We start from the raw sequence: 24,217 nt of genomic DNA on the forward strand, positions 1-24,217 counted from the left end.
CCGACTCAGCGAGTCTCTGCCGAGTACCACGGACAAGCACGAATCGATACCAAAAACAAACATCTACCTGAAATTGCTTCTGCTAAAGAAATGCAAAAAGAAGGTATCAATTTATCTGAAATGAACATCAAGTTGTTGCAAAAGATTGAGGAATTGACGCTGTATTTAATTGAATTGAAAAAGGAAAACCAAATAATTAAAAAGAATCAATTAAACTTAGAAAAAAGAATTGAAAATTTCGAAATTAAATAATTATGAATAAAATATTTTTTTTGACAGCATTAGTTTTTGCTATTTATAATATTAACGCACAAACATTAAACCCGACAGTATCGATTCAAACAGCAAATACTGCAGACAATTTTAGAGGCGGATATACATTTGCTTATGCAACATCGGGAACACCTTGGAACGGTTCATTAATAAGTTTTGGTGGATTTTCAAATCAATACGATACACAAATTAGTTCTGATTATGGGGTAAATGGAGGAAATCATATTTCTTTCAGAACCAGAAACGGAGATTTTGGTAACGGTGTTGGAGTTTGGAATCCATGGGTAGAATTAGCATCTAAAGGTGCGAATAATTTTATTGGTAATCAAATTATAAATGGGAATGTGGGTATTGGTACTATTACACCAACAGAAAAACTTGAAATTGGAGGAGACTCATTTTCAAATATTAAAATTGGTCAATGGGCAACTATAGGAAGTACTGGAGGAGGTTTAGCAACAATAATTGGAAATAATATTAAAGCTTCACAAACTATTAATAATAAAATGGAGTATATTACGAGTACAGTTGATGGTGCAAAAGCGATAAAATTGCAATATAATGAAGGTATTACTTTTCATACCATGTTGGGAACTGTTAATGCCAATGAAACTTTTTCAAACTTTGAAAGGATGAGGATTGATAATAACGGCAACGTAGGCATCGGTACCACGAACCCCACTTCAAAACTAACTGTTGCCGGCAACATCAATTCTAGAGAAGTAAAAGTTTCAGTAGATGCAGGAGCTGATTTTGTGTTTGAGAAAGACTACGCTTTACCCTCGCTACAAGAAGTAGAAAAGTATGTAACTAAAAACAAACATTTACCCGAAATTGCTTCTGCCAAAGAAATGCAAAAGGAGGGTATCAACTTGTCCGAAATGAACATCAAGTTGTTACAGAAGATTGAGGAACTTACGCTGTATGTGATTGAGCAGAATAAGAGGATTGAATTATTAGAAAAGAAAAATAAATAGTCATGAATAGTAAAATTATAGTATCAATTTTTTGTTTTGTTGTTTTTGCCACTAATGTGTTGGCGCAGACTGCCAATGCAATAAATATTCAGGACACCAGAGCGGTAAATGATTTGCCTAACTTTTTTGGACATGGAATTCGGGCCGATTTTAAACAGATAGGAACAATTGGAGCCCCTGGTCAAGGATATTATGGAACAAATATAACTATTGGTCAATGGGATGATTGGAATAATTCGGGAGGAAAAAATCACCAATTGAACTTTAACGATGGAGGGTTTTTTTATAGATCAGCTTATCCAATGGATCCACAATGGGGAACTTGGAGACAGGTTTTAATGACTAATGAAAATGGTAATGTTGGTATTGGAACATCTGCCCCTTCAAATGATCAAGGATGGAGTAAAGTTTTAGATGTTGCAGGTAGTGGAAACTCTAAAATATTAGTTACTTCAGATAATGCTTCACTTAAAACGGGTGTTTTTACTCATTCTTCATGGCATGGAGGGGGAGGGTATGTTGGAACAGAAAGTAATCATTCTCTATTTTTATTGGCGGGTTATGATCCTAAAATGACTATTCTAACTAATGGTAATGTAGGTATTGGATCTAAAACACCAGCAACTAAATTACATATTAGTAGTGCAGGTAACAGTGGATCATTAGATTATAATATGATATTACAAAAAACAGTAGTTACAGACAATGATAAAAGTGCTGTTGGATTGTTATTTTCAACTGAATGTTGTGGTCCTTTTGGTAAAAGTGCAATCGTACATGAGAGAACAGGTGGTTATGGTGTAGGTGATTTACACTTTTTGAATAATAATACAATAGATAATACAAACCCAACCTTAGTTAATTCTAGAATGACCATTAGTTCTAATGGCAACGTAGGCATCGGTACCCCCAAACCCACTTCAAAATTAACCGTAGCCGGCAACATCAATTCTAGAGAAGTAAAAGTTTCAGTGGATGCAGGCGCTGATTTTGTATTTGAGAAAGATTATGCTTTGCCTTCTTTACGAGAAGTAGAAAAGTTTGTAACCGAGAACAAGCATTTGCCAGAAATCGCTTCTGCGAAAGAAATGCAAAAGGAAGGTATCAATTTATCCGAAATGAATATAAAGTTGTTGCAGAAGATTGAGGAACTTACTTTATATGTGATTGAGCAAGAAAAGAAAAATACTATTCAATCGAAAGAAATAGAAAAATTAAAAGAAGAGAAAGAGTCTTATAAAATTATATTCGAAAGATTAACGGAGATAGAAAAAAAAATAAAATAACTTAAAATGAAAAACAAGTATAGAATTTCCGTTATTATTTATTTAGTCTTTATTGTTTTAAAAACTAATGCACAAAATACTACTTTTAACAATGTTGCAATTGGAACAGATTCTCCTGCTCATGGTGTAAAAATAAAAGCTAATTTCCCTGGATATACTGGAGGTTGGGGGCGTGCTTATTTTATTACAAATGAAACTGGAGATCAATCCTTTTTTACATTTGGTTCTACTGGGTATTCCTCTAATGGAGTTTCAAGTGTAACTAGTAGTTATATAGGCAAAGACTTGGAATCTAGATATATGACTTTTTTACCTAGTGGTAATATTGGCATCGGCACTACAAATCCTAGGGCAAATCTTGACATGGCAAAGGACATATCTAATGGTCAACTTGGGACTGTTTTTGGAAGATTACCCGAAGGTGATACAACTGGATTAGGAACTTATTTGGGTGTTAAGGGGTATGCTACACAGGGAGCTGATCCGTATAATATAAAAAGCTTTTCGCTTGTACATGATTTTTATGGTCAAACCAATAGTTCAATCAATTTTTATAGGGGAGGGGGTGTTTTAGGTGGTTTTATTACTTTTAACACATCAGATAATACAGAAAAAATGAGAATTGCAACTGACGGCAACGTCGGCATCGGCACCACTGCACCAGCTCATAAACTCGATGTAATTGGTACTATTCGCTCACGAGAAGTAAGGGTAGATATGAATGGAGCAGATTTTGTTTTTGAAGAAAAATATCCCTTAATGCCTTTGACGGAATTAGAAGCTTATGTAAAGAAAAACAAACACCTACCAGAAATTGCGACTGCTAAAGAAATGCAAGAACAAGGCTCTAATTTAGGCGATTTGAACACCAAACTTTTGCAAAAAATTGAGGAATTGACTTTGTATGTGATTGAGCAGCAGAAATTAATTACTCAGCAAGCAAAAGAATTAGAATCCCATAAAGTGATGTTGGCCAAAATTGATCAGATGGAAAAAACTTTAGCTAAAATGAATACGGCTAATGAAAAATAAACGCGCTATTTATATTTTACTTCCAGTGGTGCTAGGCATTTGGGGTTTGGTGGTTTATGAATTTGTTTCTTTTGGTTCAGCCGAAGAAATAGTTCATGAGTCTCCAAGTAATTGGGTCGTACAACCTCATACCTACAAAGAGCCACAAAAAATAATTATTGAAACCAACTATAGAGATCCTTTTTTGGGAATACTGCATGTTTCGGCTGCACCTGTGACCCAGACCAAAAAACAAAAGAAACCCATAAAAGTAAAAGCAGTCCCAGAACTGGTTTGGCCCGCAATACAATACAAAGGGGTACTCTCTGACGTAAAAGAGAAGAAAAAAACATTCTTATTGATTATCAATGGGAAGAATTGTTTTATGAGTATTGGGGATACCGCTAATGGGATATTTTTAAAGTCAGGAGACAAAGAATCGGTCTATGTTAAATACCAAGGCGAATTGAATTTAATTATGTTAGCCGATTAAATATGCTTAAAAAACTGCGCTCGGGTGCGCTTCAATTTACCGTGTTTATTGGACTATTGATTGCTTTATTGCTTGGAGCATTAGTCTTATATGCCTATACTTTTTATTATATGAAAGAGCAGGCCAAAGGCACGGTAGCGATGATACAGCTTTCTAATTTTGGAATAGATTATGTAATAGCTGCTCCCATAATGTCTTCTGATACGCTTCAAGTGCCTCTACAAGAGGAGGCGAATAAGAGTATACAAGTGCAGCTTGCTCCATGGGGCGTTTTTGGGAAGGCTCATAGTAAAGCACATTTTAGAAACAAGCATTTTGTAAAAACAGCCATCATTGGCGGAAAATTTTCTGCTGAAAATACACCTGTGCTTTATCTACAAGAGACACAAAATGGCCTGTCTTTGGTTGGAACTACTGTGATAAAAGGAGCAGCTTTTTTGCCATCACAAGGAGTAAAAACGGGCTACATTGCAGGAAATAGTTTTTATGGAGTAACGCTAATTGATGGCGCAACAGAAAAAAGTGAAACAAGTTTACCTCCTTTGTCTAAAAATGTTTTAGCATCTTTAGACGAACTTTTTAAAACGAATCCATCAGAACAGCAAGAGATGGGAGCTGTAAATTCAGTAAAACCTTCGGTGCATTCTTTTGAAGCCGCTACAAAATATTGGACTTCTAAAAATTCCATAGTATTAGAAAACCTTTCAATCACAGGGAACGTTATTATCAAATCTACCCAGCAAATACTAGTAAAAGCATCAGCACATTTGAAGGATGTTATTATTATAGCCCCAACGGTTATTATTGAGGACGGCACCAAAGGAGTGTTTCAGGTAGTGGCTTCAAAACAAATCACGGTGCATAAAAATTGTGAGTTAAGCTACCCTTCTTCTTTGGTATTATATCAAGAAGCATTAGATACTAGTCAAAGAAATATGCCCAAAAGTACGATCAATCAAATCTTCATTGATTCAGGTAGCTTAATAAGAGGAGTAGTCTTGTATTACAACAAAAAAGAGGTGTCTAATTTTGATACGGCAATCAAAATAGAGAGCGGCGCTACCGTTAAGGGACAAGTCTATTGTAACGGAAACGTTGACTTGCAAGGCACGGTCTCTGGAACAGTATTAACCAAACAGTTTGTAGCCAATCAAGCGGGGTCTATTTATGTGAATCATATTTACAATGGAAAAATTAACAATGATGATTTACCAACTACTTATGGAGGATTACTTTTTGAACAACAACCCAAAACAATTATGAAATGGCTGTATTAAGAAAAGTAAGCTCGGCTACCTTGGTGGAAGTGTTGGTCGCTACCGTTTTAGTAGTAATACTATTCATGATTGCGAGTTTGATTTTAAATAACCTTATCCTAAATACTTACAAACAGAATGCGCATGCCATCGAAACAAGATTAAATCGATTAGAATATGATATTCAGCATCACACGATTGACTTACCCTATGAAGAAAAATTTCAAGACTGGCAAGTCAATATCGAGTTAAAAAAAAGGGAGAATAAGGATGTAGTGATTTTGAAAGCAAAGAATAATAATGGTAAAAAAGAAAGTTTTAGGGAAGTGATAACGGATGACGATGTTGACACCAGTTTTAAATAAAGTATATGCAAAAGAATAAAAATAAGTTGGACTCCTTTACCTTGTCTGAGTTGTTAGTAGTACTAATTATCACAGCCATCGTTATTGGTATGGCATTCAGTGTCCTGCGATTAGTGCAACGAGAGATTCATGCTATTCAAACCAATTATGATAAAACGAGCAGTTTAGTTCTTTTTGAACAACGCCTTTGGAAAGAGGTGAATCAATTACATGATATCACCTATACCGCTTCCAATGAAACTTTAGCAATGGTTTCAGAGACGGATACCGTATTTTATTCCTTTAAAGGAAATTATGTTTTGCGTAATGCGGATACCATAGCGTTAAAATTGAAGCCCATTCATTTTTTATTTGAAGGCAAAACGATATCCGAAGGAAAAGTTGATGGCATTTATATCTCAGCGGACGAAGAGGTAAAAGGCTATGAGCTTTTTATTTCGAAAAAGAATGATGTAACCTATAGCATGAATCAATAATATGGCTTTTCAACTCGATACACCATCTAATACACCTATTCATTCAAAGAAAGGTGCTACTTTAGAATCCCTACTGAAGCAAGAAATTGTCTTGTTTGGTGAACGCTTTGGGGCTAAGAAAAAACAAGAATTGTATCACGAACTAGCGGTGCTATTACGTGCTGGAATAACTCTCAAAGAGGCCTTGGGATTAATCATAGATTCTCAAAAAAAGAATGCCGATAAAGTCTTACTCGAATCCATACTCCAGCAAGTCATCAATGGAAAGTCCTTTTCTCAAGCTTTGATTGAGGCCAAAGTATTCTCAGAATATGAGTTTTATTCGTTGCAAATAGGGGAGGAAACAGGAACTACCGCACAAGTTTGTAAAGAATTAGGGGAGTTCTACAAACGCAAAAACGAGCAAAAAAGAATCATCATTGGTGCTTTAACATATCCTGCAATTGTGATGTGTACAGCAATTACAGTAGTAGTTTTTATGTTGACGTATGTTGTGCCTATGTTTCAAGATATTTTTAGACAAAATAAAGTCGAATTACCCATGTTGACCAAAGTTATTGTGAAATTGTCAGATTTCACGAGAGCTTATGCGTTATATGTTTTTATCTTGATCCTCATCTCAGCTATTCTTTTTAGAATTTTTAAAGACAATGCCAAGCTTAAGCGCGTGGTAGATTATAGCCTTTTGAAAATTCCTGTTTTGGGCTCTTTTTTGGTAAAAATCTATCTGGCTCAGTTTACACAAGCTATTGCTTTGCTAACCACCGCCAAAGTTCCCTTATTGAACAGCATACAAATGGTAAAAAAAATGATTCAGTTTGCTCCCTTACAAGAATCTTTGACTGCTGTAGAACATAATATCTTAAAAGGACATAGCTTAAGCGAAAGTCTAAAAGCGAATTCTTTGTTTGATAATCGCATCATCTCTATGGTAAAAGTGGCAGAAGAAACCAACCAAACCGACTATGTTTTTCAGCAACTCAGTGAGCAATACAGTCAAGAAGTAGTGCAGCAATCCAAAGTTTTAACTACGGTGTTGGAACCTTTTATTATTCTTTTTGTAGGGGTTTTAGTAGCGGTATTGCTTGTGGCTATGTATTTGCCAATGTTTCAGTTGAGTAGTGTGATTGGATAAAATAATAAATATTATTTTTTTATCTAAAAAAAAATAAACAAGAAATATAATATTAAAATTTATTAATATTGTACTGCTCAATTTTAGCGACTGATATTTTACTAAAGTTTAAAGACTTTAATTTGTTATGATTTACCTATTACAATTATTATATAAACTATGAAACTACATAAATTTATTTTTCTTTATATCATTTTATTTTTTGGCACTCAAGAAGTAAAAGCGCAGGATCCTACAAATCCTATTAAACAATATATTCCGAACATAACTACAGCTTCGCCTCAGGTTGCTTCAATGGGTAAGGTTGGCGAAATACCGATAGATATCTCCACTGGCAGAATTAATTATACAATTCCAATATTTGAAATTCAGGAAGGAAATTTTAATATGCCTATTAGCCTTTCGTACAATTATTCTGGATTATTATTTGATGAAACTCCTGGACACGCTGGTGTAGGATGGACTTTTAATATTGGAGGTTCGATATTGCATACTGTAAATGGATTGGACGACTATCATCATGAACAAGACAAAAAAATAATCGACGATTATTTAAATCGTGTACCTCCTTATGATAATAATTCCTCTGACGGAATTAATCCTACATCAAATTTATTGAAGAGAATTTCAGATGGTTTTATAGATGGAGAACCAGATAAATATTCTATAAATGTTGGTAATATAAATAGTAGCTTTTATCTAGATAAAAATGGGAGTCCTGTATTTTTAAAAAATGAAAATTATAAAATTACTCGCACACAGAATGGTGGTTTTATATTGATTGATGACCAAGGGATTAATTATATATTTGATTTGATTGTAAGAGCCGATAAAGTGCAAAGTGATAATGCATTAAGTTATGCTTCGGGGTATTTGGTAACAGAAATTAATTTTCCAAATACTAGCAATAAAATTATATTTCAATATGAAAAAACTAATTTGTTGAATGAAATCTATCTTAATGAAACTTTAACAAAAACGTATAATCAATTTGGAAATCCTAACTCTTCAGGAAGTTTAGTTACAAACGAGACAACAATAGCAATAAACAATTTTAATTTAAAAAAAATAGTATCAAACAAATGTTCAATTGATATACAGTATAAATACAACCCAATAGAGTCGGGAATTTGTGTTATTAACAACTTAATTGTGAAAAATAATCAAAATAACGAAATAAAGAATTTTGTTTTTTCATATTCTGATTGGGTAGGTAGAAGAAGTAATCTTCTAAGTGTAAGTTGTAATGGAGCTTTTACTAACCAAATGGAATATGATATGACTGTTAATTATCCAATATTTCAAGATATAAATGATTCTTATTTCAAGAAGGATCTTTGGGGTTATTATAATAGTAAAGCTTTGAGAGCAACTAATGCAACAGATCCTTTCTTTAATCCTAGTATAAAGCCTGATTTTACAAGTGTTAAGATAGGCTGTTTAAAAAAAATAACGTATCAAACAAAAGGGTATTCGTTGATTGATTATGAGCCAAATATGGTTGCTTTAACAGGACTATCTTATGATCTTCCTTATAATCCCGATGCAACATTATATTCTGATTATGCTGTGAAAACAAGTTATTCAAGTGGAGGTACTAACGAAAAACAATTTATAGTAAAAACGGTGCCTTGTTATATTGATTTGAATTATAATTTAGTAAATAATACTGCTAGTAATGATCCTTATGAAAGAGAATCCAGTGTGTCATTATTTTTAGATGGAAAAGAGGATAATCCTATATTTAAAGAAATTCAAAGTTGGAATTGGGAGATGCAATGGATTCCTTCTATACGGTCGAAAACTGGAGTTAAGAATAGAATATTAATCAAGCAAGCTGGTACCTATCATTTGAAAGCAACTTCAACATTAGGCATAAGTGCTTCAATGCAAATAAAATTAGCGCAGTATCCAGATTCTTTTAATGAGATTGTCGGAGGTGTCAGAGTTAAGGAAGTTCAAAATTGTGATTTTAACGGCAAGTGTATAACTACTGTTTATAATTTTTCTCAAAACGGAAAAAGTACAGGGTTAATGATCCAAAAACCAAAATTTCATTCAGGATCATTTATTGATGATAGAAAGGATTGTATTGGGGGTTCTTATAATAAAAGTGATTTTTTTACATTCAATAGTGTTTATCCATTATCAGAATATAGAGGAAGTCCTGTTTTATACAAAACAGTAGAGAAATATAATATTTCAGGTACAAACACTAATGGAAAAATTGTATCCTCTTATCTAGGAGAAAAATTAGTAATCCCAAACGAAGATCGATTATTGAATATAGGCCTTTTGGAAAGTGAAGTAATGAAAGATCAATCAAACAATACTATTTCTCGAATTAAAAACAATTATTTACTAGAAAAATCACCTGATCCTTCTAAATATGTTTACGCTTTAGAGTCAAAATATATCTTAGAAAAAAGATGGCAATTTAGTTTTGATGGAAAAACCGATTGTGTTTATTCAACCCCAATTCCTTTGAATAGTTTTAGACAAGGAGGGGTGACGCATAGGGCTAGAAATTATAAGTTGCAGAAAGAAGAAAATATAAGTTACTTCAAAGGAGATTCAATTGTTCAAACTACAGAGTACAATTATAATTTAAGTACAGGATTTCTTAAAAGCCAAAAATCAACAACATCAACAGTTGAAGAATTTAAAGAAATCCAATATTTTTACCCACAAGATCCTGTAATGTCAAGTGAACCTTTTGCATACGATATGGTATCTAAAAATATGATTGGCAGTCCGCTAAAGACAGAAACTTATAAAAACGGAGTTAAATTATCTGAGCAAAAAACCGTTTATGCCAAAGATCCCACAACCAATAATATATTGTTACCAAAATACATTTTAGCTTCGAAGGGGGGACTAACACCTGAAACTAAAATCACCTACAACAGTTACGACCCCAAAGGTAATTTAACCCAATACACTCCAGAAAGTGGTGTGCCTGTTTCAATAATCTGGGGATACAACAATACATTAGTAGTTGCAAAGGTAGAGGGTGTGGCATATAGCAGTATTCAATCGATTCTCATTACCGCAATACAAACTGCTACTGATAGTGCTACAGCGACAGAAGCCCAAGTAATCACTGCGTTAAATGCCTTAAGAACAAATTTACCTAACGCTATGGTCACTACCTATACTCATATCCCATTAGTTGGAGTAAGTACCATTACAGATTCAAAAGGACTAAAAACCACCTATGAGTATGATGCTTTCAATAGATTGAACTGGGTGAAAGATCAGGATGGAAATGTGTTACAAAAATACTGTTACAACTACAAAGGTGAAACTGTTAACTGTCAATAAGTAAGTAGTAGTTCATTTTAAGATTCTTAAAAATATAGAAACACAGCACATGAAAAAACATATTTATCTAATACTAATACTATTTCTTTCTCAGGTACAGATGCACTCTCAAACCTTAAGTAGTGAGAATTTTATTTATACCGAGGCACCGCAAAAGCCGTTCACTAGTGCTAATTATAGCAGTTTGCCGGCATCACAGAAGCAAAAGACCGTAACGTATTTTGATGGCTTAGGTCGTCCTATGCAGACTATTGCTATTGGGCAAGGCGGAAATGGAGAAGATATCATTACACCAGTTACCTATGACGGATTTGGCAGACAAGATAAAGACTATTTGCCTTATACAGCAGCGAGTACTGGAGCATATCGCACGGATGCATTGACAGGTGTTGCTAATTTTTACAATACCGTAAAATATGAAAATACGTTAAACCCCTATAGCCAAAAACAATTTGAAGCATCCCCTTTGAATCGAGTAATGCAGCAAGCAGCTCCTGGGAATGATTGGTCCTTGTCAAACAATCGCACCATCAAGATGGAGTATCAAACCAACACTGCAACTGAGGTAAAATTGTTTCAGGTGACAACAAACTTAGTTTCGGGCTTGTACAATCCAACAATAAGCCAATCGGCTACCTATGGATTAGGTCAATTGTATAAAACCATTACCAAAGACGAAAACTGGAGCGTAGCAGATGGTAACAATAAAACCACCGAAGAGTTCAAAGACAAAGAAGGGCGAGTAGTTTTAAAAAGAACCTACAACAACAATACAGCTCATGATACGTATTATGTGTATGATGATTATGGTAACTTGACGTATGTGCTTCCCCCTAATGCAATGGAGGTATTGAACTCTGGGACCTCACAAGCAACAATGACTTCTACCGCCATTGTATCCTCAGGAACGAATTTGCAGTTGACCGCCTCACAGTACATAATATTGAGTAATGGTTTTCATGCACAAGCTGGAAGTGTCTTTTCGGCAATTATAGCCTCAGGAAGTGATATGGGGTCTATCTTGAATGATTTATGTTACCAATACAAATACGATTACCGCAACCGTCTGGTAGAAAAGAAACTACCAGGTAAACAATGGGAGTATATTGTTTATGACAAATTAGATAGAGTAGTGGCTACGGGTCCTGCATTAGCACCCTTCAATAATCTAGGACAAGCAAATGGTTGGATGATTACCAAGTACGATGCGTTTAATCGTCCTGTGCTTACGGCTTGGATGCCAGCAACTGTTACTTCAGAGGCTAGAGCAGCCTTGCAAAACACTCAAAATGCCAACACGATTAATTTTAGTGAAGCCAAAAGTGCGGCCACAGATACCACAATTAATGGTGTAGCTTTTAGATATAGCAATGTGGCTTGGCCAACATCAGACTATCACGTTTTGACGGTTGCTTATTTTGATGATTACAATTATCCTAATGCCCCAATGATACCTGCAACTATTGAGACACAAAACGTTTTTTATAATAGTACAATACAACCAAAAGGCTTGCCAACGGGTTCATGGACACGCGTACTACAGGCAAGTACAGACTATGCTAATGAGTTGGCTTACTCCTTATATGACGTAAAAGGAAGGCCGATAAGGACTTACACTAAAAACTTTTTGGGAGGCTATACGTATACTGATAGCAAGCTTGATTTTACAGGTAAACCAGAATATACCATAACGTACCACAAACGACTCTCTGGTGACGGTGAGTTGAAGACAAAAGAAGTTTTTACCTACTCGCCACAAGGCAGGTTGTTGACCCAAACCCACCAAATTGGGACCGCTACTCCTGAATTGTTGGTAGAAAATGATTATGATGAATTAGGGCAACTCAAAGCAAAGAAAGTAGGGGCTAATACCCAAAAAATAGACTATAGTTACAACATTCGTGGCTGGTTAACGGAGATCAACAAGGTGGCGGCTTTGCAACAAGTGAATGATCCCAAAGATTTATTTGCCTTTAAGATTAATTACAACACCGTGTCAAGTGGTATTGCAGGAGTAAGAGCGCTCTACAACGGAAACATAGCCGAAACCCAATGGACTTCAAGTACTGATAATGTGGTGAGAACCTACGGTTATAAGTACGACGCCTTAAACCGTTTGAACGACGCCTTGTACAAAAAAGGAACTGTGGTGTCGAATGCTTATGACGAAAAGCTGACGTATGATGCCAATGGTAACATAAAGACATTAATTCGTTTTGGAAGTTTAAATGACACAACTCCTGTTATAATTGATGAACTTACCTATGCGTATAAGAACGCAGCAAGTAATCAATTGATGAAAGTTACGGATACCAAAGCGAACAATGCTAATTTTAGAGACGAGTTCAAAGACAGTGCTACTAACGCTGTGGATGATTATGACTATGATGCCAATGGTAATATGACCAAGGACAACAACAAAAACATCACAGCCATAACCTACAACCACTTGAATTTGCCTACCCAAATTACATTTGGCAGAGCTGGAAATATTAGTTACATTTACAATGCAACGGGACAAAAAGTACAGAAAGTAGTAGTGGAACCTGGCAAAACAACCATAACTACAGACTATTTAGGAGGATACCAATACAGTAACGCCGCATTCAAGTTTTTCCCAACTGCCGAAGGCTATGTAGAACCCGTTGGAAGTTCTTACAAATATGTGTATCAGTACAAAGACCATTTAGGGAACGTACGTTTGAGCTATGACAAAACCTTAGCCATACAAGAGGAGAATAATTATTATCCTTTTGGATTGAAACACAGTAGCTACAGTGTGCCTGTAATTGTTTCTACCAATGATGCGTTAAAGTATAAGTATAACGGTAAAGAGCTGCAAGACGAGCTGGGGCTTAACATGTATGACTATGGAGCGAGGAATTATGACCCTGCACTTGGACGTTGGATGAATATTGACCCGCTGGCGGAACAATATAGAAGATGGACACCTTATAATTATGTTATGAATAATCCACTTAGTTTTACTGACCCAGATGGAATGAGTGCAAGCCCGATTTATGACGAAAATGGTAAATATTTAGGAAATGATAAGAAAGGATTTACTGGAGAAGTAATATTTATGAATCGTTCGGTATTTGCTGTTTTAGGTGGATATGTGCAAGATAGTAATGGTAATTCAAATATCAGCCACGAAACTGCTTTGTCTTATGGACAAACACTTGACCAAATCGACCTAAAACAGGGAGGAATTGATAGGGTAAATAATGCAATAACAGATATAGTCTCAAAAGCAGATGGAATGAGTTTTGAAACAAGTGATTTACTTAATGGAAAGACTTCTTCGTATTTCGCTACAGCTGATACGTCGACTATTTTTCGTGGAGATGATTATATAGTAAAAGTAGCAAATAATGGTAGTCCATATAGCTTAGATAAACCTGAGGTTCCAGCTTATACCTCCGATAATAAAATAACATACAACATGTCAAGTACCTTAGTGTCTGGAAAAGGTCAATTTACTGTTGAGAATATTCAAAATGCAGCAGCTCATGAAGGAAATGGTCACATGGTTAAGGGTATTCCTGGAGATGGAACTGCTCATGCTAAAGCATATGAAATTCAAATGAAACATCCGACTTGGAAGGGTACTACTCCAACATGGCAGAGAGAAATAAAAAAAGCATATAATATGATAAAACAAGGAAAACTTTAAACTATGAAAAACATAATCATAATAATGCTGTTTGCAATAATTATACTTAGCTGTGGTCAAAAAGAGGAAGATTATAAACTTATTGCAACTTGTGATAAGATAATTGTTCAAGATACTGTTGTAAATCATACTATTAATTTTTTGGTAAGTTATAAAAACCCTTATGATTTTGATATCACTTTTTTTGCAAATTCATATGCTCCAAACCATATAAATAAAAGGTATGAAAAAATTGGTGTATTTTTAAATTTTAATAATTCTGATACTCCACTAGGTCAATTCCATCCTTTAAATAAGTTTGTAATTGAAGCGGGAAAAACGCTTAAGGTACTTTATACCTATAGCGACAAATATCCTAACATTAAAATTTCTTTCAATAAAAGTGAAAGTTATAAAAGTCAAATTAAAAGAGCTAGACTATATTATAAATTTGACCAAACTTTGATGACGAAAGCTTTTGGGAAAGAAGAGAATTACATTAAATCTGATTTTGCAATTGATATTAGTGAGGCTAACATTGAATTTAAAAAACGTCTTGATATTGAGGAAGCTATTAGGTTAGTAGATGGAAAAATAAATGGAAAGTAGGTGGTAAATGTATAAGATGTGTTGGTGGCCAGTTATTTCATTTAAGCTTCTCAGAAAACCAATTTTTCATAGTATTATCGTGTTCAAAAACTGAACATTCAGACGTTCTAGGATACATAGTAATTAACCCTGCTCTTGGCAGATGGATGAATGTGGATCCGCTAGCGGAGAAACTTCCTTTTGCTTCTCCATACGCATATTGCTTGAATAATCCAGTCAATATGGTTGACCCAGACGGTCAATTTCCTTACCCTATACACATACGTTCATTTGCACCATTTAAAACATTTGGTGGCGGTTTTTCTGGGGACGGTGTAAAAAGAGGTTATACAACTGCATTAGGGCAAGGCGAAGGAGGTAGTGTAAAATCAAAAGGCCAACACGTCTTTACTGTAGACCCAACAGCTGGAACATATAAAGCAGGCAATACTTGGGCAAATGAAAGCAGTCATCCTGTATTAGGTAAAGCAACGGCAACTCCGAGTGCCAATATATCAAACTTTAAATCAACAAAAGATAAGAACGGAAATAGTACTGCTTCATTTACTGCAAATTTAGCTTCAGCAAATCCTTTAGTTCCAGGATCTCCTGATATTGATGTTCATACAAAGTTTACACTTACTGAAAACTTGAAAGCAGGAACGCTTAATGTAAATGCAGTACAGACAGGTGATGCTTTTCCAGCTGCAGAAACTTTTATAGGAGACACAGGAGGAAATCAATTATTTATCGGAGTTAGTCCTGCTGATGGGAATCCTTATACAAGTTTACCTGACGACAATAACAGACCAATGTTTTCATCTTCATTTACCATTACAATTGATAGCAAAGGAGTTTTTACAGGTGTAAAACAAGGGAATAACACATATAGTACAGCAGATTGGAATAAAATGATGCAATCAAAACCAACAGTAAAAGAATAATAAATATGAGAAATATATTTAAAATATTGAAAACAAATTGGATAAATGTTTTGGGTGTATTCATTACTGTTTTTGTGTATTCATTTTTCAAAACACACATCACAAGTTCATTCACCTTGTATCAAGCCTTTTTATCCACATTAATTTTAGTTTGTTTATATGGTATTATATTTTGGATAGCATTTGTAATTGTTCTAGTAATATTAGACGTTTTACTAAAAATACAATATTCAAAGACTTTACAAACAAAATTAATTTCAGAATGGATTTTAATTAGTACACCATTTTTTTATTGGGTAATGAAGTATGAACAATGGATATTTTTAATAGCGATAGTTACTTTCTTAATCACTCAAATGTTAAGAAAAAAGTTAATATTAAAAATTTTAAATGAATAAAAAAAGTAAAGCAAAAACCCAGCTGTTCGAAGTCTTCCCCAACTGTTCGAAGTCTTCTCTAAAAGGAAAAGGTTATTAAAAGTTGGGCGTGCTGTGCGAATGTCTCCCATCTGTCCGAAGTCTTCTCTAAAACGAAAAGGTTATTAAAAGTTGGTCGTGCTGTGTGAATGTCCCCGCTAACTGAAGTGTTCTCATGAAAAGCTGCGCAAATGTCTCTGACTTTGCGCAATTTTTTTAATACCACACTACGTGCAGTGTTCTTATTTATAAATAAATTTCTTGTGTGTGCTGCTCGAACGTCTCTGACCCCAGCTGTCCGAAGTCTTCCCTAAAACGTAAAGGTTATTAAGAGTTGTGCTTGCTGTGCGAATGTCTCCTGTTTTGGGCTCTTTTTTGGTAAAAATTTATTTGGCTCAGTTCACACAAGCTATTGCTTTACTAACCACCGCCAAAGTTCCCTTATTGAACAGCACACAAATGGTAAAAAAAATGATTCAGTTTGCTCCCTTACAAGAATCGTTGACCGCTGTAGAACATAATATCTTAAAGGGATATAGTTTAAGCGAAAGTCTAAAAGCGAATTCTTTGTTTGATAATCGCATCATTTCTATGGTTAAAGTAGCAGAAGAAACCAACCAAACCGACTATGTTTTTCAGCAACTCAGTGAGCAATACAGTCAAGAAGTGGTGCAGCAATCTAAAGTATTAACTACGGTGTTGGAACCCTTTATTATTCTTTTCGTGGGAGTTTTAGTAGCGGTATTGCTTGTGGCGATGTATTTGCCAATGTTTCAGTTGAGTAGTGTAGTAAATTAATTTTTTTCTTACAAATTTAATTTAAAGAAATTTAATAACAAATTATTATTTGTACGTAATTTATATTATTTTTGTTCGTTCTTTATCAAATTTATATTTTTAATTATATGAAAAATTGCTTTCTAATTTTCTCTTTGCTTTTTACTACGCTTTTATTTTCTCAAAATCCGGAGATAAAATCAGAGTTACCAACAATAATTCCACCTTCACCCACTGTATCATCATTGATGAAATTTGAAGAAGTACCTGTCAGTAATTATACGGGGATTCCGGATGTTAATGTACCTATTATTAATCTTCCTACACATTCTAAAGACGTCAAAGTGGACATGTCACTTAAATATCATGCGGGAAGTGTAAATGCAAATGAATTCGCAAGTTATACAGGCTTAGGTTGGAATTTAATTGCGGGAGGAACTATTTCAAGAACAGTAAGAGGATTACCCGATGAAATATTAATTGACCAAAAACAAGGTATTCATCAAAATGATCACGGAGCGAATTCCAATAATTATTATCAATTTTCTAGTTTAGCGGGGGGGGTTATAAGCAAAAATGTTATCAAGGACTATAATAGATTTTTATGGGAAAACCAATATTCTGGTTTGTATGACTCTGAACATGATCTTTATCAATATAATTTCATGGGTAATACAGGTAGATTTATTATAGTAAAAAATAATGGAAATTATGAGGTTCATAAGCTTGATAATGATAACAACACTTTAATAGAATACGATCACGAAACAAAAAATTTTACAATTTATGATGATAAAGGAATAAAATACTTTTTTGATGTTAAAGAAACAACCACTGAAAGTACTGCGGCAAGTAACACCTGGTTTGACAATACTATTACTGCTGACCTTAGTAACTCTATAAATTATACTAGTGCTTTCCATTTGTCAAAAATTTATGATCAAAACAACAATAAGTTGGTCGAAATTATTTATAACAATGAGTCGTTGATGGAATCAACTACTGTAAGTTCAAGTACGGTTAGTAAATTACCTTATCGCATACTAGATCCTCCATTTGATATTAGGAATTATCCCGATCAAATTACAAAATGGGATCCCAATTTGCAAGAAATATCAAGTTTAAGATCAATATCTACGAAAAAAATGAAACAGTTATTGATAACTGATATTGCCAAGATAGAATTTACAAACGAGTCCGGTAGAGAGGATGATCAATTAAATAGAGACGCAGTAAAATTAAAAAATATTACCATCAAAGATTGGTTAAATAATACTATCAAGAGCTACAATTTTATATATTCTTACTCTACTGTATTAAGGAAAAGAATGATGCTTGAAAAGGTAATCGAAAATGATGGGAGTAGCGGAAGCTATAGCTTTTCATATTTCAAATCAGTTAATCAAACAGATCGCATTGGAAAAGATTACTGGGGTTATTTCAATCAAAATCCAATAAATTTCCCAGCAAAACCATATATGGAGGTTGATCCAGAAATATGTAAAACTGATGTACTAGAAACATTGACATACCCAACAAAAGGAACAACTACTTTTGTTTATGAACCGAATCAATATTCATATGAAGGAAATCACGCTTTGACTAATTTTGACGATAATCCAGAAAATTGGAATAATTCGTATAATACTTTATTTTTTAAAAGTAGAGGTGGGGCTTCACCAAAACAAAATTTAAATTTTTCTCTCACTGAAAATCAAAGAGTATCTTTTGACGTTACTTCAAGTTTTGTAGATGGTCAAGAAGGCTCATTTAGTTTATCAAAAATCAATAGTGATAATACAGAGGAATTTATAATGTTTATAGGTGATGACACAACAGACGGGATGAGTCCTTTTAATGGGATTACACTTCAGGCTGGAGTTCAGTACGCTATTCGTTTCCATTGGTTTAATAGTGAGTTTTTGGGTTATGGTAATGTTGCTATAACTTATAAAATAAAAAACGCAATTCAGAAAAATTATCTTATTGGTGGGGGAATTCGCATCAAAGAGATAAAATATTCTGATGGCTTCTCACCGATAATGAAATCCAAAAAGTTTAACTACAACAATATTGGTAATCAGCTTATATCAAGCGGATCTCTCGCCTATCCAAAACCTATATTTGATTTTGAAATCGTAAAAAAAGTCTATTATGAGGAGAAACCTGGTAGTATAGTTATGAAAAGGATACTTTTAGATGCACCATATAAAAAACACACCACCTCCAATAATATTCTTGCTATTAGAACTAAAGGATCTGATGTGGGTTATAAAAACGTTTCTGTTTACGAAACCGATAACGGAAAAAGCGAATTTGTATATACAAATGCTCAAGATTATCCTGAGGAAATGATCACTATATCTTATCCTTTTTTACCAGCAAAAAATTTTGATTATAAACGAGGACTTCTTCTTAATGAAGTAAAAAAAGACAATTACAACAGAAAATTGAGTGAAACGGCTATGACATATGAAATAGATGAAACCGAAAAGAAAACGGGTGTAAGAACATTTGTTAGTAATTCCTGTCCTTACTTATATCAGCATGCCACTTTTGAAGGTTACTGGGGAATGCTCCCATTGGCAAGAGCTAATCCAGATTCATATCCACATTCTGTATGTGGTGAGCCAAACACTATCTTCGGTTACTTATTTATTTATGAAGCATTTGGTTGGGCTAAATTGTCAACTAAGGTAACAACAAATTATTTTTATTCAGGAAGTGAAACTACCCCAACTTCATTAATTAATTTTGAAAGTTATTCGTATAATCCAACAAACAAAAAAATCCAAATGTTAACAACAACGACAAGTAATGATGAAAAGGTTATAACAAATTACGTTTACCATGAAAGAAGTAATCCATCAGTTAAAAATAGGATTTCAGAAATTGAAAGTATCACCACTCAAAAAAATAATGTATTTAGAGATGTTTTTTTATTATCAAAGTCAACAATAAATTATAGTAATCTTTGGCAGAACTACGCATCATATCTTCCATCATCTGTTATGTCTGCTAAAGGTGCCAATATTCAAGAAAACCGAATTGAATACAGTCACTACAATACATTTGGTAATCCACTAGAGCTTAAACAATCAAATGGTATCCCAATAACTTATATCTGGGGTTACAATCAAACGCAACCCATAGCAAAAATAGAAAATGCAACTTATGCACAAGTACAACAATACGAAGCAAATTTGCAAGCGTTATCAAATGGCACTGATGAAAATGCATTAACAGCTGCATTAAATGCCTTAAGAACAAATTTACCAAATGCTATGATCACTACCTATACCTATATTCCATTGGTGGGAGTGAGAACCATTACAGATCCTAAAGGACTAAAAACCACTTATGAGTATGATGCTTTCAATAGATTGAAATGGGTGAAAGATCAAGATGGAAATGTGTTACAAAAATACTGTTACAACTACAAAGGTGAAACTATTAACTGTCAATAAAATAGTAATAGTTCATTTTAAGATTCTTAAAAATATAGAAACACAGCCCATGAAAAAACATATTTATCTTATACTAATACTATTTCTTTCTCAGGTACAGATGCACTCTCAAACCTTAAGTAATGAGAATTTCATCTATACCGAGGCACCGCAAAAGCCGTTCACTAGTGCTAATTATAGCAGTTTGCCGGCATCACAGAAGCAAAAGACCGTAACGTATTTTGATGGCTTAGGTCGTCCTATGCAGACTATTGCTATTGGGCAAGGCGGAAATGGAGAAGATATCATTACACCAGTTACCTATGACGGATTTGGCAGACAAGATAAAGACTATTTGCCTTATACAGCAGCGAGTACTGGAGCATATCGCACGGATGCATTGACAGGTGTTGCTAATTTTTACAATACCGTAAAATATGAAAATACGTTAAACCCCTATAGCCAAAAACAATTTGAAGCATCCCCTTTGAATCGAGTAATGCAGCAAGCAGCTCCTGGGAATGATTGGTCCTTGTCAAACAATCGCACCATCAAGATGGAGTATCAAACCAACACTGCAACTGAGGTAAAATTGTTTCAGGTGACAACAAACTTAGTTTCGGGCTTGTACAATCCAACAATAAGCCAATCGGCTACCTATGGATTAGGTCAATTGTATAAAACCATTACCAAAGACGAAAACTGGAGCGTAGCAGATGGTAACAATAAAACCACCGAAGAGTTCAAAGACAAAGAAGGGCGAGTAGTTTTAAAAAGAACCTACAACAACAATACAGCTCATGATACGTATTATGTGTATGATGATTATGGTAACTTGACGTATGTCCTTCCTCCAATGGCAATGGAGGTATTGAACTCTGGGACCTCACAAGCAACAATGACTTCTACCGCCATTGTATCCTCAGGAACGAATTTGCAGTTGACCGCCTCACAGTACATAATATTGAGTAATGGTTTTCATGCACAAGCTGGAAGTGTCTTTTCGGCAATTATAGCCTCAGGAAGTGATATGGGGTCTATCTTGAATGATTTATGTTACCAATACAAATACGATTACCGCAACCGTCTGGTAGAAAAGAAACTACCAGGTAAACAATGGGAGTATATTGTTTATGACAAATTAGATAGAGTAGTGGCTACGGGTCCTGCATTAGCACCCTTCAATAATCTAGGACAAGCAAATGGTTGGATGATTACCAAGTACGATGCGTTTAATCGTCCTGTGCTTACGGCTTGGATGCCAGCAACTGTTACTTCAGAGGCTAGAGCAGCCTTGCAAAACACTCAAAATGCCAACACGATTAATTTTAGTGAAGCCAAAAGTGCGGCCACAGATACCACAATTAATGGTGTAGCTTTTAGATATAGCAATGTGGCTTGGCCAACATCAGACTATCACGTTTTGACGGTTGCTTATTTTGATGATTACAATTATCCTAATGCCCCAATAATAACTGCAACTATTGAGACACAAAACGTTTTTTATAATAGCACAGTACAACCAAAAGGTTTACCAACGGGGTCTTGGATACGCGTATTGCAGTCAAGTACAGACTATGCTAATGAGTTGGCTTACTCTTTATATGATGTAAAAGGAAGACCTATCCGAAGCTATACGAGCAACTTTTTGGGAGGCTATACCTATACTGATAGCAAGCTTGATTTTACGGGTAAACCAGAATATACCATAACATATCACAAACGACTCTCTGTTGACGGTGAGTTGAAGACAAAAGAAGTTTTTACCTACTCGCCACAAGGCAGGTTGTTGACCCAAACCCACCAAATTGGGACCGCTACTCCTGAATTGTTGGTAGAAAATGATTATGATGAATTAGGGCAACTCAAAGCAAAGAAAGTAGGGGCTAATACCCAAAGAATAGACTTTAGTTACAACATCCGTGGCTGGTTAACGGAGATCAATAACGTGGCGGCTTTGCAACAAGTAAATGATCCTAAAGATTTATTTGCCTTTAAGATCAACTACAATACGGTATCCAGCAATATTCCTGGAGTAAGTGCACTCTACAACGGAAACATAGCCGAAACCCAATGGACTTCAAGTACTGATAATGTGGTGAGAACCTACGGTTATAAGTACGACGCCTTAAACCGTTTGAACGACGCCTTGTACAAAAAAGGAACTGTGGTGTCGAATGCTTATGACGAAAAGCTGACGTATGATGCCAATGGTAACATAAAGACATTAATTCGTTTTGGAAGTTTAAATGACACAACTCCTGTTATAATTGATGAACTTACCTATGCGTATAAGAACGCAGCAAGTAATCAATTGATGAAAGTTACGGATACCAAAGCGAACAATGCTAATTTTAGAGACGAGTTCAAAGACAGTGCTACTAATACTGTAGATGACTATGCCTATGATGTCAATGGTAATATGACCAAAGATAACAACAAAAACATCACAGCCATAACCTACAACCACTTGAATTTGCCTACCCAAATTACATTTGGCACTACTGGTTTTCCAAATATTAATTACATTTACAATGCAATTGGAAAAAAAATACAAAAAACAATTCGCACTTATTCTTCAAAATCTCAAACTACAACAACAGTAGATACTTACTATCTAGATGGCTTTCAATATAAGAGAACAAGTTCAACTTCACCAACTATAACAACTATTCCATTGACAATTTTAGAGTTTTTCCCAACTGCTGAAGGTTATGTAGAACCTGTTGGAAATTCTTATAAATATGTGTACCAATACAAAGACCATTTAGGGAACGTACGTTTGAGTTATGACAAAACCTTAGTCATACAAGAGGAGAATAATTATTACCCTTTTGGATTGAAGCACGCAGGCTATGCTAATACAATATCTTCTACTAATAGTGCGTTAAAGTATAAGTACAATGGAAAAGAGTACCAAGACGAGAATATTGGTGGTCAACAGCTAAACTTGTATGATTATGGAGCACGTAGTTATGACCCAGCATTAGGCAGATGGATGAATTTTGACCCACTAGCGGAAAAGATGCGTAGATATTCTCCTTACAATTATTGTTTTAACAACCCGATGAGATTTACTGACCCTGATGGAATGGCACCTACTGATGATATTTTTTCAAAGTCTGGAAAATTTTTAAGACATGTAAACAATAATTCCAATAATATATATATTGAATCCGGTAAGGGGAAATATACTTTACTAAGCAGATATGACACAGGCATAGATAGGGCATATTTTATCGGTTCTGATAAAAATGCTGGAAATAGAGAAATGGTAAGTAATATTGCTACATATTTTGCAAAAAGTGCAGGTGTTAAAGATAGAATACATATTAGTTCAGGTTCTAATGAATCACTTGCTTTCTTTAATTCTAATGATAAAACACTAAATTTAAATAATGCTAATGGAGGAAAAATTAGTTCACTCTTAAATAACTCTTACGCTTTAAAGAGTGTACTTGGTCATGAAAATAATCATAAAACTGACAGTGGGATAAAAGAAACTTATACCTCACATTCTCAAGTTTATATGAATCAAATTTTAGATAACAATTTTGAAAACGCTCCTATGAAATTTCAACAGGGTACTGTTGGTTCATTTGCAAACCATATTTATAACGCGCAGGTGAATGGAGAAGATCAAATTGATGATTTAGTAAATAGTTTTAATAAAAGTCAATCCAATTGGAAAGTTGGAACTGAGTATAAGTCTGGATATGGTTATCCAATTTTCTACAAGGGAAAAGAACTTTCTGTACCGGTAAAAGAACTTAAATCACCTTCTGAATAAGTATT

Annotated in this window: 15 protein-coding genes and 1 pseudogene; all 16 read left to right on the top strand. The window is 34.5% G+C overall.

The genetic code is table 11. The features are described 5' to 3' along the window. Positions 1 to 252: pseudogene (locus tag AC061E_RS12210) on the top strand (hypothetical protein); the annotation flags it as partial. A 2-nt stretch (positions 253 to 254) separates the two neighbouring features. Further along, the gene (locus AC061E_RS12215; protein ID WP_478286489.1) at positions 255 to 1,250 is read left to right on the top strand and encodes an autotransporter outer membrane beta-barrel domain-containing protein; all 996 of its coding nucleotides are present in this window, start codon (positions 255 to 257) and stop codon (positions 1,248 to 1,250) included. Between the two features lie 2 nt (positions 1,251 to 1,252). Beyond that, positions 1,253 to 2,536, top strand: coding sequence for a hypothetical protein (locus AC061E_RS12220; protein WP_478286490.1), 1,284 nt, complete (start codon positions 1,253 to 1,255; stop codon positions 2,534 to 2,536). Between the two features lie 6 nt (positions 2,537 to 2,542). Continuing rightward, a complete protein-coding gene (locus tag AC061E_RS12225; protein WP_478286491.1) occupies positions 2,543 to 3,568 on the top strand; it encodes a hypothetical protein in 1,026 nt (341 codons plus the stop codon). Then, positions 3,558 to 4,040: a hypothetical protein gene (locus AC061E_RS12230; RefSeq protein WP_478286492.1), complete on the top strand. Its 483-nt coding sequence runs from the start codon at positions 3,558 to 3,560 to the stop codon at positions 4,038 to 4,040. The genes AC061E_RS12225 and AC061E_RS12230 overlap by 11 nt, the downstream gene beginning before the upstream one ends. 2 nt (positions 4,041 to 4,042) lie before the next feature. After that, positions 4,043 to 5,317 carry a hypothetical protein gene (locus AC061E_RS12235; protein WP_478286493.1) on the top strand — a complete coding sequence of 425 codons (1,275 nt, stop codon included), beginning with the start codon at positions 4,043 to 4,045 and terminating at the stop codon, positions 5,315 to 5,317. After that, complete coding sequence (locus tag AC061E_RS12240) at positions 5,305 to 5,661, top strand: PulJ/GspJ family protein (RefSeq protein ID WP_478286494.1); 357 nt, start codon at positions 5,305 to 5,307, stop codon at positions 5,659 to 5,661. Before AC061E_RS12235 ends, AC061E_RS12240 begins: the two co-directional genes overlap by 13 nt. A 5-nt stretch (positions 5,662 to 5,666) precedes the next feature. Then, a complete protein-coding gene (locus AC061E_RS12245) occupies positions 5,667 to 6,137 on the top strand; it encodes a PulJ/GspJ family protein (protein ID WP_478286495.1) in 471 nt (156 codons plus the stop codon). A gap of 1 nt (position 6,138) precedes the next feature. After that, on the top strand, positions 6,139 to 7,272 hold the full coding sequence (locus tag AC061E_RS12250; RefSeq protein WP_478286496.1) for a type II secretion system F family protein: 1,134 nt from the start codon (positions 6,139 to 6,141) through the stop codon (positions 7,270 to 7,272). 159 nt (positions 7,273 to 7,431) lie between these two features. Next, positions 7,432 to 10,596, top strand: coding sequence for an RHS repeat domain-containing protein (locus tag AC061E_RS12255; RefSeq protein WP_478286497.1), 3,165 nt, complete (start codon positions 7,432 to 7,434; stop codon positions 10,594 to 10,596). A 49-nt stretch (positions 10,597 to 10,645) separates the two neighbouring features. Next, positions 10,646 to 14,272, top strand: coding sequence for a DUF6443 domain-containing protein (locus AC061E_RS12260; protein WP_478286498.1), 3,627 nt, complete (start codon positions 10,646 to 10,648; stop codon positions 14,270 to 14,272). Positions 14,273 to 14,275: 3 nt separating this feature from the next. Next, a complete protein-coding gene (locus AC061E_RS12265) occupies positions 14,276 to 14,860 on the top strand; it encodes a hypothetical protein (protein WP_478286499.1) in 585 nt (194 codons plus the stop codon). A gap of 122 nt (positions 14,861 to 14,982) precedes the next feature. Then, positions 14,983 to 15,783 carry an RHS repeat-associated core domain-containing protein gene (locus AC061E_RS12270; protein WP_478286568.1) on the top strand — a complete coding sequence of 267 codons (801 nt, stop codon included), beginning with the start codon at positions 14,983 to 14,985 and terminating at the stop codon, positions 15,781 to 15,783. Positions 15,784 to 16,589: 806 nt separating this feature from the next. Further along, complete coding sequence (locus tag AC061E_RS12275) at positions 16,590 to 16,997, top strand: type II secretion system F family protein (RefSeq protein ID WP_478286500.1); 408 nt, start codon at positions 16,590 to 16,592, stop codon at positions 16,995 to 16,997. Between the two features lie 107 nt (positions 16,998 to 17,104). Beyond that, positions 17,105 to 20,443, top strand: a complete 3,339-nt coding sequence (locus AC061E_RS12280; protein WP_478286501.1) for an RHS repeat domain-containing protein — start codon at positions 17,105 to 17,107, stop codon at positions 20,441 to 20,443. 49 nt (positions 20,444 to 20,492) lie between these two features. Further along, positions 20,493 to 24,212: a DUF6443 domain-containing protein gene (locus AC061E_RS12285; protein ID WP_478286502.1), complete on the top strand. Its 3,720-nt coding sequence runs from the start codon at positions 20,493 to 20,495 to the stop codon at positions 24,210 to 24,212. Positions 24,213 to 24,217 lie beyond the last annotated feature (5 nt).

The sequence above is a fragment of the Flavobacterium sp. GNP011 genome, assembly GCF_056428925.1.

Bases quoted from the DNA above. Each gene is read 5' to 3' on its own strand.
- AC061E_RS12215 (WP_478286489.1), top strand. From the start codon at position 255: ATGAATAAAATATTTTTTTTGACAGCATTAGTTTTTGCTATTTATAAT.
- AC061E_RS12220 (WP_478286490.1), top strand. From the start codon at position 1,253: ATGAATAGTAAAATTATAGTATCAATTTTTTGTTTTGTTGTTTTTGCC.
- AC061E_RS12225 (WP_478286491.1), top strand. From the start codon at position 2,543: ATGAAAAACAAGTATAGAATTTCCGTTATTATTTATTTAGTCTTTATT.
- AC061E_RS12230 (WP_478286492.1), top strand. From the start codon at position 3,558: ATGAAAAATAAACGCGCTATTTATATTTTACTTCCAGTGGTGCTAGGC.
- AC061E_RS12235 (WP_478286493.1), top strand. From the start codon at position 4,043: ATGCTTAAAAAACTGCGCTCGGGTGCGCTTCAATTTACCGTGTTTATT.
- AC061E_RS12240 (WP_478286494.1), top strand. From the start codon at position 5,305: ATGGCTGTATTAAGAAAAGTAAGCTCGGCTACCTTGGTGGAAGTGTTG.
- AC061E_RS12245 (WP_478286495.1), top strand. From the start codon at position 5,667: ATGCAAAAGAATAAAAATAAGTTGGACTCCTTTACCTTGTCTGAGTTG.
- AC061E_RS12250 (WP_478286496.1), top strand. From the start codon at position 6,139: ATGGCTTTTCAACTCGATACACCATCTAATACACCTATTCATTCAAAG.
- AC061E_RS12255 (WP_478286497.1), top strand. From the start codon at position 7,432: ATGAAACTACATAAATTTATTTTTCTTTATATCATTTTATTTTTTGGC.
- AC061E_RS12260 (WP_478286498.1), top strand. From the start codon at position 10,646: ATGAAAAAACATATTTATCTAATACTAATACTATTTCTTTCTCAGGTA.
- AC061E_RS12265 (WP_478286499.1), top strand. From the start codon at position 14,276: ATGAAAAACATAATCATAATAATGCTGTTTGCAATAATTATACTTAGC.
- AC061E_RS12280 (WP_478286501.1), top strand. From the start codon at position 17,105: ATGAAAAATTGCTTTCTAATTTTCTCTTTGCTTTTTACTACGCTTTTA.
- AC061E_RS12285 (WP_478286502.1), top strand. From the start codon at position 20,493: ATGAAAAAACATATTTATCTTATACTAATACTATTTCTTTCTCAGGTA.